This window comes from Nonomuraea sp. LPB2021202275-12-8 (genome assembly GCF_037044575.1).
GTDB lineage: Bacteria > Actinomycetota > Actinomycetes > Streptosporangiales > Streptosporangiaceae > Nonomuraea.
In genome coordinates, this window is record NZ_JBAHWD010000043.1 from 22,066 (window position 1) to 35,850 (window position 13,785).

General features: G+C 68.5%; 15 protein-coding genes and 1 pseudogene. 10 read left to right on the forward strand and 6 right to left on the reverse strand.

All coding sequences use genetic code 11. From position 1 onward, the window contains the following. Positions 1-76 precede the first annotated feature (76 nt). The 7 genes from V5E28_RS43155 to V5E28_RS43185 all read left to right on the forward strand — a co-directional run bounded on the left by V5E28_RS43155 (position 77) and on the right by V5E28_RS43185 (position 7,212). Positions 77-331, forward strand: coding sequence for a hypothetical protein (locus V5E28_RS43155; protein WP_336215857.1), 255 nt, complete (start codon positions 77-79; stop codon positions 329-331). A 460-nt stretch (positions 332-791) separates the two neighbouring features. Further along, a complete protein-coding gene (locus tag V5E28_RS43160) occupies positions 792-1,337 on the forward strand; it encodes a TetR/AcrR family transcriptional regulator (protein ID WP_336215859.1) in 546 nt (181 codons plus the stop codon). A gap of 55 nt (positions 1,338-1,392) precedes the next feature. Next, a complete protein-coding gene (locus tag V5E28_RS43165) occupies positions 1,393-2,589 on the forward strand; it encodes an MFS transporter (RefSeq protein WP_336215860.1) in 1,197 nt (398 codons plus the stop codon). 39 nt (positions 2,590-2,628) lie between these two features. Continuing rightward, positions 2,629-3,186 carry a TetR/AcrR family transcriptional regulator gene (locus V5E28_RS43170; RefSeq protein ID WP_336215862.1) on the forward strand — a complete coding sequence of 186 codons (558 nt, stop codon included), beginning with the start codon at positions 2,629-2,631 and terminating at the stop codon, positions 3,184-3,186. Between the two features lie 77 nt (positions 3,187-3,263). Beyond that, entirely contained in the window at positions 3,264-4,928 is a 1,665-nt protein-coding gene (locus V5E28_RS43175) for an alpha/beta fold hydrolase (RefSeq protein WP_336215864.1), read from the forward strand. Between the two features lie 399 nt (positions 4,929-5,327). Next, positions 5,328-5,927 carry a helix-turn-helix domain-containing protein gene (locus tag V5E28_RS43180; RefSeq protein ID WP_336215865.1) on the forward strand — a complete coding sequence of 200 codons (600 nt, stop codon included), beginning with the start codon at positions 5,328-5,330 and terminating at the stop codon, positions 5,925-5,927. After that, on the forward strand, positions 5,920-7,212 hold the full coding sequence (locus V5E28_RS43185; protein ID WP_336215866.1) for an MFS transporter: 1,293 nt from the start codon (positions 5,920-5,922) through the stop codon (positions 7,210-7,212). The genes V5E28_RS43180 and V5E28_RS43185 overlap by 8 nt, the downstream gene beginning before the upstream one ends. Positions 7,213-7,420: 208 nt before the next feature. Here V5E28_RS43185 and V5E28_RS43190 read toward each other — a convergent pair whose 3' ends face one another. Both V5E28_RS43190 and V5E28_RS49815 read right to left on the reverse strand, forming a co-directional pair. Further along, positions 7,421-7,891 carry a hypothetical protein gene (locus tag V5E28_RS43190; protein ID WP_336215867.1) on the reverse strand — a complete coding sequence of 157 codons (471 nt, stop codon included), beginning with the start codon at positions 7,889-7,891 and terminating at the stop codon, positions 7,421-7,423. 305 nt (positions 7,892-8,196) lie between these two features. Continuing rightward, a pseudogene (locus V5E28_RS49815) lies at positions 8,197-8,541 on the reverse strand (histidine kinase dimerization/phospho-acceptor domain-containing protein); the annotation flags it as partial. 201 nt (positions 8,542-8,742) lie between these two features. On the opposite strand from V5E28_RS49815, the gene V5E28_RS43200 reads away from it, so the two are divergent. Continuing rightward, the gene (locus V5E28_RS43200) at positions 8,743-9,228 is read left to right on the forward strand and encodes a MarR family winged helix-turn-helix transcriptional regulator (RefSeq protein ID WP_336215870.1); all 486 of its coding nucleotides are present in this window, start codon (positions 8,743-8,745) and stop codon (positions 9,226-9,228) included. Between the two features lie 42 nt (positions 9,229-9,270). Here the strand turns inward: V5E28_RS43200 and V5E28_RS43205 are convergent, their stop codons facing one another. Further along, the gene (locus V5E28_RS43205; protein ID WP_336215871.1) at positions 9,271-9,963 is read right to left on the reverse strand and encodes a nitroreductase; all 693 of its coding nucleotides are present in this window, start codon (positions 9,961-9,963) and stop codon (positions 9,271-9,273) included. Between the two features lie 283 nt (positions 9,964-10,246). Between V5E28_RS43205 and V5E28_RS43210 the strand changes: the two genes are divergently transcribed. Further along, on the forward strand, positions 10,247-10,852 hold the full coding sequence (locus V5E28_RS43210; protein ID WP_336215873.1) for a dihydrofolate reductase family protein: 606 nt from the start codon (positions 10,247-10,249) through the stop codon (positions 10,850-10,852). Between the two features lie 191 nt (positions 10,853-11,043). Here V5E28_RS43210 and V5E28_RS43215 read toward each other — a convergent pair whose 3' ends face one another. From V5E28_RS43215 to V5E28_RS43225, 3 genes are read right to left on the reverse strand one after another with little or no spacing between them, the layout of a single operon-like run. Then, a complete protein-coding gene (locus V5E28_RS43215) occupies positions 11,044-11,259 on the reverse strand; it encodes a Tn3 family transposase (RefSeq protein ID WP_442945964.1) in 216 nt (71 codons plus the stop codon). 59 nt (positions 11,260-11,318) lie between these two features. Next, on the reverse strand, positions 11,319-12,059 hold the full coding sequence (locus V5E28_RS43220) for an ABC transporter permease (RefSeq protein ID WP_336215875.1): 741 nt from the start codon (positions 12,057-12,059) through the stop codon (positions 11,319-11,321). Continuing rightward, on the reverse strand, positions 12,052-12,933 hold the full coding sequence (locus V5E28_RS43225; protein WP_336215877.1) for an ABC transporter ATP-binding protein: 882 nt from the start codon (positions 12,931-12,933) through the stop codon (positions 12,052-12,054). Before V5E28_RS43225 ends, V5E28_RS43220 begins: the two co-directional genes overlap by 8 nt. A gap of 581 nt (positions 12,934-13,514) precedes the next feature. Here V5E28_RS43225 and V5E28_RS43230 point away from each other — a divergent pair. Beyond that, on the forward strand, positions 13,515-13,697 hold the full coding sequence (locus V5E28_RS43230) for a hypothetical protein (RefSeq protein WP_336215879.1): 183 nt from the start codon (positions 13,515-13,517) through the stop codon (positions 13,695-13,697). Positions 13,698-13,785: the final 88 nt, after the last annotated feature.

Sequence of the window (13,785 nt, forward strand, 5' to 3'; positions counted from 1 at the left end):
ATAGGAAACCCACGGTTGGCGCGGGATCATCACCAACCCTGCGCAGGCGGTCGCCTCCGCCCTCAGCCCGGAGCGGGTGTGCGGTTCCGGCTTCGCCCGGGTCGCCCACAGCAAGCAGGCCGTGGAGACCCCCTCCGGAGACGTGTTCGGTCACGTCTACCTGCTGTACAACCGCAGGACCGGCTACAACTGCGTCACCACGATCAAGACCTCGAACGTCGGCATCGCCACCTTCGCCTCGCCCACGATCACGACGCAGACGCGGGGGCACGCCCACGCACGGGCGGCAAGAACGAGGGCCGGCAGGTCAAGCACTACGCGGGCCCGGTGAAGGTGTTCGGCAAGAGCCGGTGCGTGAAGTACTCCGGCACGATCTGGGATGACGGGCGCGATGCCGCGGTTGCCAAAGCCCGCTGGAAGTCCTGGGGCAACTGCGGCTGAGTCGGGTTCGGCGAGCGGCCCGGTAAGACCAGGCCCATGGAGAAGCTCGCGCCAAGGCTCAACATCGGAATGCCTGACGCGACGGTAGCGCTCGGTGTTCCGCCCGCTGAGGAGCCACCCGCAAGGACCTCCGCCTCCGCGGGATCGCCTGCTGCCTCATCATCAGGTTCGTCCCCTGATCCCGAGCGGTGACTGGCCTGGATCAGGTGGGGCAAGTCCGCTGGTCCAGGAGGTCGCCATCGCCAGCACACCGAAGGCATCTCGTATTGCATCGACCGGTGCAAAACAGATAGCGTGCTCGTATGGCGAGGCCGAGATCTTTCGATGAGGACCGTGTCCTGGACACTGCGATGCGCACGTTCTGGGCGAACGGCTACGAGTCGACCTCGACCAGGGATCTGTGCGAGGCGCTCGGCCTGGACCGCAGCAGCGTGTACAACGCCTTCACCAACAAGCGCGAGCTGTTCAAGCGCGCGCTGACCCATTACATGGACGCCACCGCCGCCGACCAGCTGCGGATCCTTGACGATCACGAGCTGCCGGCGATCGAGCGGATCCGCGCACTGTTCGCCCAGATCCTCCAGATCGAGGCGGACAACAGGCGCGACGGCTTCGGTCTCGGCTGCCTGACCGTCAACACCACGATGGAGCTCGCCGGCCGCGACCCGGAGATCGCCCTGATGCTCGGGCGCGACACCGAGCGCCGAGTCGTCAGCCTGAGCGCCGCCATCAGGAGCGGGCAGCGCGACGGCGACATCGGCTCCACCCGCGATCCCGCCGAGCTGGCCAGGTTCGTCAACGCCGTGATCGCCGGGATCAGGGTGGCCGCTCAGGGCGGAGCCGACGACGCCACCATCGAGGCCATCGCAGCCACGGCCGTGGACGCCCTGGCCTGACCTCGGCTTTTTCATGCCCAAGTTCTACACCGATTGATGCAAAAAGGAGCCCCCCTTGCCCAGAGCCGTCTACGTCCTGGCCATCGGCATCTTCGCCATGGTGACCAGCGAGTTCGCAGTCGGAGGCCTGATGCCTGAAATGGCAGGCGGACTCGGCGTGACCATCTCCCAGATCGGCTACCTGATCACCGCCTTCGCGGTGGCCATGTCGGCGGGTGGGCCGCTGATGACGGTCGCGCTGGTACGGATACGCCCCAAACCCGCACTCATGCTGCTGTTCGCGATCTTCCTGGTGGGCAACGTGTTGGCGGCGGTCGCGCCCTCTTATCCGATCATGGTGGTCGCGCGTGTCATCACCGGAGTCGCCTCCCAGGCGTTCTTCGGAGTCGCCATCTCGGTGGCGGTCCAGTTGAGCCGCCCAGAGGTACGCGGCCGCGCCCTCGCCGTCGTCCTGAACGGATTGATGCTCGGCACCCTGCTCGGGCTGCCGCTGTCCACGCTGATCGGCGGGCAGCTCGGCTGGCGTGCCGCCTTCTGGACCGTCGGCGCCCTGACCGTCATCGCCGCGCTCGCCACGATGATGGGCGTTCCCGCGCTCGGGCGTGCCGACGGCGGCAGCGGCGACTTCAGGCAGGAGATGGCAGTCTTCAGAAACGGCAGGATGTGGCTGGCGCTGTCGACCAGCACCCTCATCATCGGCGCGACCTTCGCCGCTTTCAGCTATCTCAGCCCGATCCTCACCCAGGTCACCGGGTTCTCCCCGGGGACCGTTCCCCTGCTGCTCGTCGCGTACGGCGCGGCCACCGTGATCGGGAACCACGTCGTCGGACGACTGGCCGACAGGCACACCATCGGCGTCCTGCTGTCCGGACTGATCCTCAACACGATCTTCCTGGCCGGTTTCGCGCTGTTCGCCCACCTCAGCGTCCCCGCGGTGATCGCCATGCTGGGCGTCGGGCTGGTCGGCGTGACCATGAACCCGGCGATGGCCGTACGCGTCCAGCGCGTCGGCAACCCGGGGCCGCTGGTCAACACCGTTCACGCCTCCTTCATCACTCTCGGGGTGATCGTCGGCTCCTCGGTCGGCGGGCTGGCCATCAACGGCTTCGGGCTACGGGCTCCCCTCTGGCTTGGCGCCGGGCTGGCCGTACTCGGGATCGTGTCCCTCCTGCCCGAGCTCGCCCGTACCAGGGCACAGTCATCGACGGAGAGTCTCGCTCAGGAGCGCGCCCAAGCCACCACCACCTCCTGATGAGTTGACTAAATATACAGACCGGTCTATTAATACATCATGGGACAGAAGGGAACAGAGACGCGGATCCGGATCCTGAATGCGACGCAGGAGCTGGTCGAGACCGGGGGATACGCCAGCGCCGGGCTCAATCAGGTGATCGCGGCCAGTGGCGCGCCCCGCGGCTCGCTCTACTTTCACTTCCCCGAGGGCAAGGACCAACTCGTCGGCGAGTCGATACGGCGTGCCGGCCAGGCGATCGGCTCCGCCTTCGAGGACCTGGCCGAGTCCAGCGCGTCCGTGGCGGAGTTCGTCGAAGCGGTGCTGAGGCATCTCGGCGATCGGCTGGAGGAATCGGGCTGGCGCAAGGGATGTCCGGTGGCCACCGTGGCGCTCGAGATGGCCGGGGCCAGTAACCCGCTGCAGCAGGCCTGCTCGGACGTCTACACCTCATGGACGGCTGTCCTGCGCGCGCGGCTCGAAGGGCGCCAGGACGCGGACGACCTCGCGATCGCGATCTTGGCATTGATCGAGGGCGCGCTGCTACTGGCCAAGGCGCACCGCAGCAGAGAGCCGCTGGATCGCGTCACAGGCCAAGTGGCCGCGCTGCTGCGCTGACTTGGGCCCGCCTCTCTTCGAGAAGCGGGCCTTTCCTTCACTCCAAAAATATGTAGACCGATCTATTAAGGAGCTCCATGGACGCGATCGTCTTCGGCGCGACCGGTTTCATCGGCCGTTCCCTCGTCGCCGAGCTGCTCGGCAGGGGACAGCGGGTGGCGGCGGCCGTACGGAACGACACCCTCACCCGCTGGCTGAACTCGCAGGACGTCGACACCAGCGGGCTGACCGTCGTCACCGCCGACATCACCCGGCCGCTCACGGGACTGCCCCAGGTACGTGACGTCTACAACACCGCGGCGCGTTTCGCGTTCGGCCTGGGTGTGGAGGAGGCACGGGCGACCAACGTGACCGGCGCCCTCAACGTGCTCGAATGGGCCGCCACGCTGCCAGGACTGCGGAGGCTGGTGCACATCAGCGGTTACCGGGTGAGCGACGCCCACCCGGACTACGCCAAGCTGGGCGCGTACGAGGCGTCGAAGGCCGAGGCCGATCTCGCGGTGCGTGCCAGGGCCCGCGAGCTGGAGGTTCCGCTGACCATCGCCAATCCCAGCACGGTGATCGGCCCTGGCCAGTACATCGGTGTGGCCTCTCTCATCGAGGATCTGTGGAACGGGCGGCTCCCCGCGCTGCCAGGCGGCCCCGACGTCTTCGTGCCGATCGTCACGATCGACTACTTCTCGCGGTTCCTGGCGGAGATCCCCACCTCGCCTCCGGGAGAGGACTACTGGGTGCTCGACGACACCACGCCGCTCCTGCCCGAGCTGGTCAGCGCGATCGCCGACCACATGGGCGTGCGGACGCCTCGCCGTACCATCCCCGTCGCCCTCGTGCGCCGACTGCCGCGGAAGATCACCGGCGCCGACCCCGAGACGCTGTCCTTCCTGTCGACCGACCGCTACCCGACGGCCTCCGCCCGCGCCTTCGCCGAAACGGTCGGCCTGGAGATGTCGCCCGCCGTCGACGCCCTGCGCGCGTGGGCCGACGACCTGGTGGCCACCCGCTTCGGCGCCGCGTCGCCGTGGCTGAGTCCGTCCGGCTACCGCGGCCGCACCTGGGCGATGGGAGACGCTCACCGACCCGCCCACGTCCTCCTGCATGGGCTGCCGATGAACGCCGACCTGTGGGCGCCTCTCGCCGCCCACCTGCCCGGCCCGATCCTGGCCCCCGACCTGCCTGGCCTGGGACGCTCGGCCCCCACCACCCAGCGGATGGACGCGTGGCTCGCCGACCTGATGGGCCCGGTACGGACCCGCCCTGCGCTGGTCGCGCACTCGGCGGCCTGCGGGCCCGCGCTGCGCTTCGCCGTCGAGCATCCCGAGCGCATCAGCAAGCTTGTCCTCATCGCCCCCGCGTTCCTGCAGGCACCGAGCCCGAGGCTCACCCGCTCAGTCCTGGCCGTACCCATGCTGAGACGCATGTCCGCCGCCGGCCTGGCCGCTACGCTCGACCTTCCCGAGGGGCCGGAGGTGGCAAGCGCCGCAGCGGACCTGCGCCGCCCAGGGGCGGCGCGCCGCGTGATCTCCGCGATGCGCACGGCGTTCGCCGAGCGCGAGACGACACGGTCGCTGCTGGAGCGGGTGAGCGTTCCGGTCGAGATCCTCGTGGGCTCGGCCGACCCGCTCGCCGTAGACGTCGACCACCCGGTGACCGAGATCGCCGGAGCCGGACACTATCCGCAGCTCACGCATCCAGCTCAGGTCGCCTGCCGCCTCGGCCTGGTCCCGGACCCGGCCGGATGATTCCGTATGCCCTCGGCGGGACAGACGGTGCGCCCCCTTGGGGTTCGACGTGCCGGCCGCCCTCTTCCACTCCTTCTACAAGCCCTACAACATCACCCTCGACTTCACCGACATGAACCTCTACATCGCCCGCGGCAAGGCCACCTGATCACCGCGACTGCACGGGCGTCATGAGAGCTGCCGGCGCCGTCGGTATCCGGCTCCCCGGCGCGGCTCATATCGTCGCGGGGGGAGACTCGCTCGGGGGAAGGCATCCCGGGCGTGGACCAAGCATCAGCCTGACTCAGCCCAGGCCTGACCCGGACGTGCCTCTCGCGCATCAGACGCGCCTTGATCGGTCTGCGCTACATTCCAAAGGTTCCCTTGACATCCGTTCATCGCTGACCAAAGATTCCAAGCATGTCTTTGGAATCCTGGAGGAAGCGGCCACGACGGGTGCTCGACGACCCGGCCGCCATGCGGGCATTCGCCCACCCCGTCCGCCTGGCACTGCACGAGCTGCTGATGCGGGCCGGCGCTACGACCGCCGCGGACGCCGCCCGCGAGGTCGGCATCAGCCAGGCACTGGCCTCCTACCACCTACGGCAACTCGCCAGGTACGGCTTCGTGGAGCAGGCCGAAGCACGCGACGAGCGGGAACGGCCATGGAAGGCGACATCACTCACCCAGGAGTGGTCCGACGCCGAGTCGACCCCCGAGGCCTCGGCCGCCCGCGGCCTGCTGGAACAAGTCATCGCCGAACGGGCGCTGTCTCGACTGGCCGAATGGCAGGAGCGCCGTATGGACGAACCGGACGCGTGGCGGAAGGCCGGTGGGATCGGCAACTCCTACCTCTACGTCACACCCGACGAACTCGCCTCCTTCGACGCCGCGTTCACTCGGCTGCTGGAGCCGCTGATGGTGCGGATCGCCGACCCATCCGAGCGGCCGGAGGGGGCCCGGCCCGTCCTGCTGACCACCCTCCTGGTTCCGCTCCCGGCGACCGGCACCGGTGACTGACGCCAGGGAGGCCACGAGCGCCCCGGCGAGGTCGACCGAGGATGTGCCGGGCGGGATCTGGGGCCTGGTTGGGGAGAACCGGAACTACCGGAGGCTACTCTCGGCCGGGCTGATCTCGCAGACCGGTGACTGGGTCATCAGCACCGGCCTGGCGTATCACGTCTACGTACTCACCGGGTCCACGCTGTCCAGCGCCGCCATGCTGCTGGCCGCCCGCCTACCGGACGTCCTGCTCGGCTCTCTGGCGGGGGTGCTCGCCGACCGATGGGACCGCCGCAAACTGCTGGTGATCACGGATGTGCTGCTCGCGCTTGGGCTGCTACCTCTGCTGGCGGTACGAGACCCGGGTCAGGTGTGGATCGTCTACGCCGTCGCCTTGTGGACGGGCGTGCTCAGTACAGTCCTGTTCCCCGCCCAGAAGGCCCTCGTGCCACAGATCGTGGCCGCGTCGCAGCTCGTCAGGGCCAACGCGTTGCACGGGCAGAGCGGCCAGGCCGCCAGACTGCTGGGCGCGCTCGCGGGCGGGATCGCCGTCGGCGCGGGCGGGCTGGCCGCCGTCGTGGTGATCGGCGCGGCCGGCTTCCTGATCTCCGCACTCCTGCTGGCCCGCCTGCGGACGCCCGCCCGCGCCGCGGCCGCGACGACGCTGGGCCGGCAGTGGGTCTCCGGTCTCCAGCTGGCCAGAACGAACCGCGGCGTACGCCTGCTGGTGGCGTACATGGTGATCACAGGGCTGGGCGAGGGCATCTTCGGGACACTCACGGCGCCTTTCGTGGCCAAGGTGCTCGGCGGAAACGGGGACGCGTACGGGCTGTTCCTGTCGGCGCAGGCAGTAGGCGGGATCGCCGGCGGTCTGGCGCTCGCCGCCCGCCCGGGGAACGCCACGCCGCGGGCGCTGTTGGGGTGGGGGACGGTCGTTTTCGGCTTGGCCGACCTGGCCTTGTTCACCTACCCACTTCTGACGCGTGAGCTGTGGCCGGCCATCGCGCTGATCGGCCTGGCCGGGATACCGGCCGCGGCGGCGATGGCGGGGCTGACCACATTCGCCCAGATGGTCACCAGCGATGACCAGTTAGGCGCAGTCTTCGGGCTCCTCATCAGCGCACAGGCCGCCACGTCGCTTCTCGGGATGGCGCTGGCTGGCGTGCTCGGCGAACGGCTCGGCGTTGTCCCGACGCTCTGCCTGCACGCCTGCGGGGCGATCACGGCGGGTCTGCTCGTCGTGGTGAAATCGAAGCGACTGCGCGCAGCCGTGAGGCGTACGACCGGGAACGCGCCTTCATGATCCGCCCGCATCCTCGCCTCCCTCCTCCTCGAAACCGCGGAGGACCCGTGGGCTCGAGAACGCATCAGCCGAGGTGGTTCCCGGGGCCGGCACTTTCTGGCGTTCTACGCGTGCTGGAGCCGCGGATGACGCGCATCGGGCGCTTGGTGCGATGCGCGGCGGCTTGGGCACAGGTCCAGCCATGGCCGAGGCTTGGGCCGTTCCCCGGCTACAGCGGCGTGATCACAGGTTCCGCGCCTGGGCTCTGCGTCCGCCCACTCAGCGTGGGTGGGTCACCGGCGGGGGTCTGCTGGTCCTGTACGGACTCGATCAAGGGCGGCGCCTGCTGCCATGGCGTGCTGAGCTGGTAGGAGAACTGGTCGGCGAAGACGCCGTCCAGTAGTTCGGGAAGGTGCTCGGCGAAGGAGACCTCTGGGACAGGGGCGGCCATCGGCATGCCCGATGCCCCTGGACGCGACGGGGCGACCATGTCGGTGATCTTCGCGACCGCTTGCGGGTGGCCGGTCTCGGCGGCAAGCCGGTAGAAGCAGTGGGCGATGCTGGCCTTGGTGCCGTCGGCCTCCAGCGCGCGGCCGTACTGATAGGCGACGGCGGCGGCCTCGGTGCGCAGGTCGTGGCTGTCTCGCAGTGCCACTGCGCCGGGGTGGCCGGCCTCGATGGCCCGGCGCAGCCACTCCATGCGATCACCGCCAGCTCGGCGTGCGTCGCCGAGTGGCGAAGCCGGACCCGTACCTGGCTGGTGGCGTGCCGCTGCGCGTTGTCCAGCAGGTTGGTCAGCACCCTTGCGATCTGCCCCGGCACGGCGTCGACGACGACCCGGTCGGCCAGGTTCAAGGCCACCGGGTGGCGATCGGTACGTCGGCTGGTCTCGGTGCGGATCAGGCTGGTCAGATCGACGGGCTGAGTGGTCTCGGGGGCAGTGTCGCCCAGCCGGGCGAGCAGGAGCAGGTCGGTCATGATGTCCTGAACCCGATCCAGGTCCTCCAGCGCGTGCCCGATCAGGTCGGGCAGGTCGGTGTCACGGGGATGCATCCGGGCCTCCTCCAGGCGCACGCGCAGGCCGGCCAGCGGGGTGCGCAGCTCGTGGGAGGCGTCGGCGGCGAACTGGCGTTGCCGCTGCAGCACCTGTTCGGTCGAGGCCTTGGCCTTCTCAAGACGTTCGAGCGTGTGGTTGATGGTGCGCGCCAGCTGGGCGATCTCGCTGCGGCCGGGCGGTTGCGGGATGCGGATGCTCAGGTCGCTGCCGTTGATCGCGGCCAGTTGGGCGCGCAGGAGCTGGACCGGGCCCAGCTTCTGCTCCATGTCTGCGGCGTAAACGGACATCTTCATTTCACTGCCCCTCGGTCATCGCCGATCGCAGGTCGCATCGGCCGGCGGCGGACTTCCCGCTCCCCCAAGCGAAGCGCCGTGACTCTGCTCGTCGGTGCTACGGCAGGATCAACGGGACGCTCTCCCCGTCTGTCATCACCACACGCAATAATATCAAACGATACGGTATCGAATGAAAAGATAGTGATGTAACATACTTTCATGACCGCTGACCTGCCGAACCGAGCCACCGCATCGCGTGCGACCGATCGCCCTGGAGATGCCTCACCTTTCGCCCTCGGCCTGCTGCTGCGCCAGGCGCACTGGCGCGTGGCCACGGTGATGACGGAGGCGCTTCGGCCGCTCGGCATCGAGTTGCGGCATTTCGCCGTGCTGATCGTGCTCGTCGATCGCGGACCCACGGTGCAGCGGGACTTGGCGGCGGCGACGGGGTCGGACAAGGCCGGAATCATGCGGGTCGTGGACGACCTGGAGCGTAAGGGGCTGGCCGTACGCAAGACCGTTCCGGGGGACCGGCGGGTGCGGGCAGTGGAGATCACGCCTCAGGGCGTCGAGCTCTTCGATGCAGCACACGTGGCGGCGGAGCCGCTGGCCGAGCGTCTGGTTGCCGAGCTGGGGCCCGGCGAGCCTGAGCAACTAAGGGATCTGTTGACCCGGTTCGCCTATCCCGCAGGCGGTGAGGCGTAAGCGCGCCCGGTCGTCTCCCGCGTGGGCGTGTTGACGCCCCCGTCATGCCGCGTGCGACGGCGATACTGAATCCTCGACGAACGTGACCGTCTCCTCGATCGGCGCCCGGCCCGTACGGACGTAACCCACCGTGACGTCCTCGTACCCGATCGACATGCCGCAGTAGAGGATGAGCCCGTCCGGGGGCGACAGGACCTCCGCGACGGTCTTGCGATACACCGACCACGCCATCTGCGGGCAACTGTGCAGCCCTTCATCGCGCAGCAGCAGCATGACGGTCTGCAGGAACATGCCGACGTCGGCCCATTGAGGCCGGCCCATGTCGCGGTCGATGTAGCAGAACAGGGCGGCGGGCGCGCCGAAGCACTGCCAGTTCGCGGACGCGGCCCTCTGGCGCGCCTCCCAGTCCTCGCGCGCGACACCGAGTGCGCTGTAGCGCTCCTTGCCGAAGGCGGATCGGCGCTCGCCGTACGGGGACTTCAGTGCGGACGGGTACATCTCGTACTCCCGCTCGTCCCAGGCATCGCGCGCGGCCACGCGCTCGCCGGCGCGCTTCTTGAGCTCGGCCAGCGGAGCGCCGGTCATCACGTAGACGTGCCACGGCTGGAGGTTCGATCCGGACGGCGACCAGGCCGCGGCGGACAGCACGCGCTCCAGCACCTCCCTCGAGACCTTCCGGTCTGGGGCGAATCCACGCACCGCCCTTCGGCTCTTGACCGCTTCATACACGTCCACATCGCCTACTTCCCCCGTCCTGCTCAACGTGTCTGTCTAATCGGCGTAAAAACATCGGCACATGTGACGAAATGGGAGTCGGCCCGGTTTGCTGGACACCTGTCTCTGGGAAGCCCTGGCCCGGCTGCGGGCGGGGAAACACCGAGCGAGGTCGTCCGGCGAACTCGCCCACCTCGACCTGCGACCGCGTAGGTCATCGACGCAGATCAGCACCAGTCGTTTGACAGATGCCAGCACTCCCGTGCGGCGCGTAGCGTTCCTGGCAGCGACGGAAGGAAACATCATGGGCAAGGCAATCATGGGGTGCGCGGCGGTGTCGGCCGACGGTTACATCGCCTACGACGACGGCCAGATCGGGTCCTTGTTCGACTGGATGTCGGGTGGCGATGTCGAATGGAAAATGGCCGAATCCGACGAGCATGCGATGCGCAGCACGCAGGCGTCCAAGGACTTCATGCAATCCGTCTACACCGACATCGGCGCAGTCATCATGGGGCGGAACCTGTTCGATCAGACGAACGGCTGGAATGGCGTACCGGCAGCGGGTGATCACGTCTTCGTCGTCACCCATGAGGCGCCGACGGACTGGGAGTATGCGGACACCGCACCGTTCACCTTCGTCACCGACGGGGTCGAATCCGCGATCAAGAAGGCCCGCGAGTTCTGCGGCGACCGGATCGTCGACGTCGCCGCTGGTCAGATCGGCGGGCAGGCACTGCGGCTCGGCCTGATCGACCAGATCGTGATGAACGTCGTGCCCGTCGTCTTCGGTGGCGGTAGGCCGTTCTTCGGCGCCATGGAACCCGGCGACAACGTCACGCTCGGCAACCCGTCCCGGGTGGCCCAGGGCAACCGCGTCACGCACCTGCTCTATGACGTCGAACACTGATCATGGACAGAACGAATGGCCATCGGCCGGGGTGAGCGGTGCCGACAACTCGTGTCGGAAATCAATGTCGGACAACGATGCCTCTGATGGTTTCCGACACGTGCTTTTCGGCTACGCGCGCGTCTCGACCGCCGACCAGAACCCCGCGGGACATCGACGTCGATAAAGGTGATGGTCAGTAGCTCTCGGCGTTAGCAGCCTGTTCGTGGAAGGGACGCGGTCCTGTGGTCGGCGCGGGTGAAGGCGTAGCGGCCCAGGAAGTTGATGTGGTCGTACCGGATGGGTGACAGCCGAGCGCACATGACCTCGGTAGCGGGAAAGCCCTGCCCGCGCAACTGCTTGACGGCGTCCAGATACAGGGTGTTCCACCGCACCACGGCGTTGAGCGCCAGGCCCAGGGTGCCGATGTGTGACGAACGATCTCAACACCTTCTCACCGCGCTGTACTTGGCTGCCGGGAAACGGATCAGGAGAAGCGGCGGCCCTCGTCTCGGCGGTAGGCCCAGGTGGCGGCGGCCGCGGAGAGGATGATCCAGGCGGCGAAGGCTGCCAGGGAGACGGGGGAAGGGGTGCGGCCCGCCACCGCGGCCCACATGAGTTCGATCGCGCCCCGGCTGGGCACGAACGGCGCCAGGGACTGCACGAAACCCGGCATGACCTCCAGCGGCATCAGCAGTCCGCCCAGCGCCGCGATCGGGAAGTACGCCACCTGCGACACCGCGATCGCCGCCTTGGACGACACCGCGTACCCGATGAACAAGCCCATCAGCATGAACGGCACGGAGCCCACCAGCAGCGCGCCGATGCCCAGCGCCAGGCGGAGCGGGGAGATGGCGGCGGTGGTGAGGAACGCCGAGATGAGCAGGACCGGCACCACCGACAGCAGCATGCCGGCCATCGTGGTCAGGATGCGGCCGGCGAAGCGGGGCAGCGGGCCGGCGGGCAACGTGCGCAGGTAGGGGTCCCAGGGCTGCTCGCGGTCCTGTGCCACGCTGATGCTCAGTCCGATCAGCGCCGCCGACATGGCGCCGAACAGCATCATCCCGGCCGTCGCCGACGTGGCGCTCGCCGGGTCGGCGCCGGTGAAGGGCACCACGAACGCCAGCATCGCGGCCGCTGGGAAGAACGCGCTTGCCACCAGCGAGATCGGGACGCGCAACTGCTCCAGGAACTGGTAGCGGGTGTGGACGAGGACAAGGTCAGACACGAGCCTCCTCCTTGGAGGTTATGGCGATGAAGGCCTCTTCCAGCGAGGTCGGCCGCACCTCGAGGTCGGCGAAGGCCGTCCCGGCGCGTACCAGCTCGGTGACCAGCAGGTCGGAGTCGGTGGTGAGCAGGTGCACCCGGCCGTCCTCGACCGAGCTCCGCAAGATCCCGGGCAGATCCGGTACGGCGTGCGCCGCGAAGGAGACCCGGCGCACGCCCACCACGTCGCGCACGGCCCGCACGGTGCCGTCGGCCAGCACCCGGCCCCGGCCGATCACCACCACCCGCTGCGCCAGCGCCTCGATCTCCTCCAGGTAGTGGCTGGTCAGCACCACTGTGCCGCCGTCGGCGTGGAAGCTCCTAATCCCCTCCCACAGGATTCGCCTGGCCTCCACGTCCAGCCCGGCGGTGGGCTCGTCGAGAAACACCAGCCGCGGCCGGCCCGCGAATGCCAACGCCACCGCCAGGCGGCGCTTCTGCCCGCCGGACAGCCCCCCGACCTGCCGCCTGACCAGGTCGCCGAGGCCGAACCGCGCCAACAGGTCCGCCTTATCCCGGTGTTTCGAGTAATGGGCGGAGACGAAGGAAATGATCTCGCCCACCTTGAGCGCGTCCGGCAATCCCGTCTCCTGGGGCGTCACCCCGATGCCCCGTCGTACGGCGGGGTCGGAAGGCGAGCCGCCGAGCAGTTCCACCGCGCCCGACGTCGGCCGGCGCAGACCTACGAGGAGGTTGATGAGGGTGGACTTGCCGGCGCCGTTCGGGCCGAGCAGCCCGACCAGCTCGCCCGCCCTGATGTCGAGGGAGACGCGGTCCAGCGCGAGCACGTCGCCGTAGCGGCGGGTGACCTCGATCGCTGAGGCAAGGACGGTCATGTCATGTCTCCTGTGCCGTGTCGGCGTTGTCCAGCGGGGTGTGAATGGTCGTGAGCGTGCAGTGCCGGCGACCAGGTGCATCAGGACCAGCGCCAGCATCGTGGCGATGCCGACGGCGCTGCCGATTGGCCCGAACAGGGACAGGACGAGTGCGGCCAGGGCGGCTCGGGGCGCCGGCGACGGTGAGAAGGATTCGCTTGGCTGAGGTGTTCATGCCGGTCAGCTTCGCCCGGTCGCCCGATCTGCCACATCGGGCGCGCGGTCGCTCTGTGTTCTCCCCCGGTGGGGTACGGGTCCTCCTTTGGTAGGTGGGGCTGTGGCGGCCGAACTCCGGCATCTCCCGGCAATGGCGCGGCTGCCGTCTCAGCGAAGCCGGGTTCGACAGGGCGACCCTCGGCAGCACCGCCTTGGGTATGGCTCTGCCTCGAAAAATCGTCCATGGACTTGTCACCCAAAGCCGATGCCCTGTTCGTGGTGCGTACTGACTTCTCTGACCAGGAACGGCGGCAGGCTGTCCGCGACTCGCTCGGATCGAGGCTGCCCGTACCGCGCTGGCGGCCGCGGCCGGCATCGGTGTGGCAGTGACGCTGATGCTGGCGGTGCGCCTGCAGCGGCATAAGGAGCTTGCCACCACGCACGACGCCGCCGAGCGCCGGGTGACCGAGCTGTACACCAAGGCCGCCGAGCAACTCGGCAACGCCCCGGCCCCGGTCCGATTGGCCGGCCTGTACGCGGACGTTCGCGGTCGGTTCCGGTACGAGTGACCTTCCTCACGATAGGCCCATGACTCGCAGATAGTATTGATTGATACCATCGTGATTGATACTGTCGTGAATGTAACGGAGCAACCAC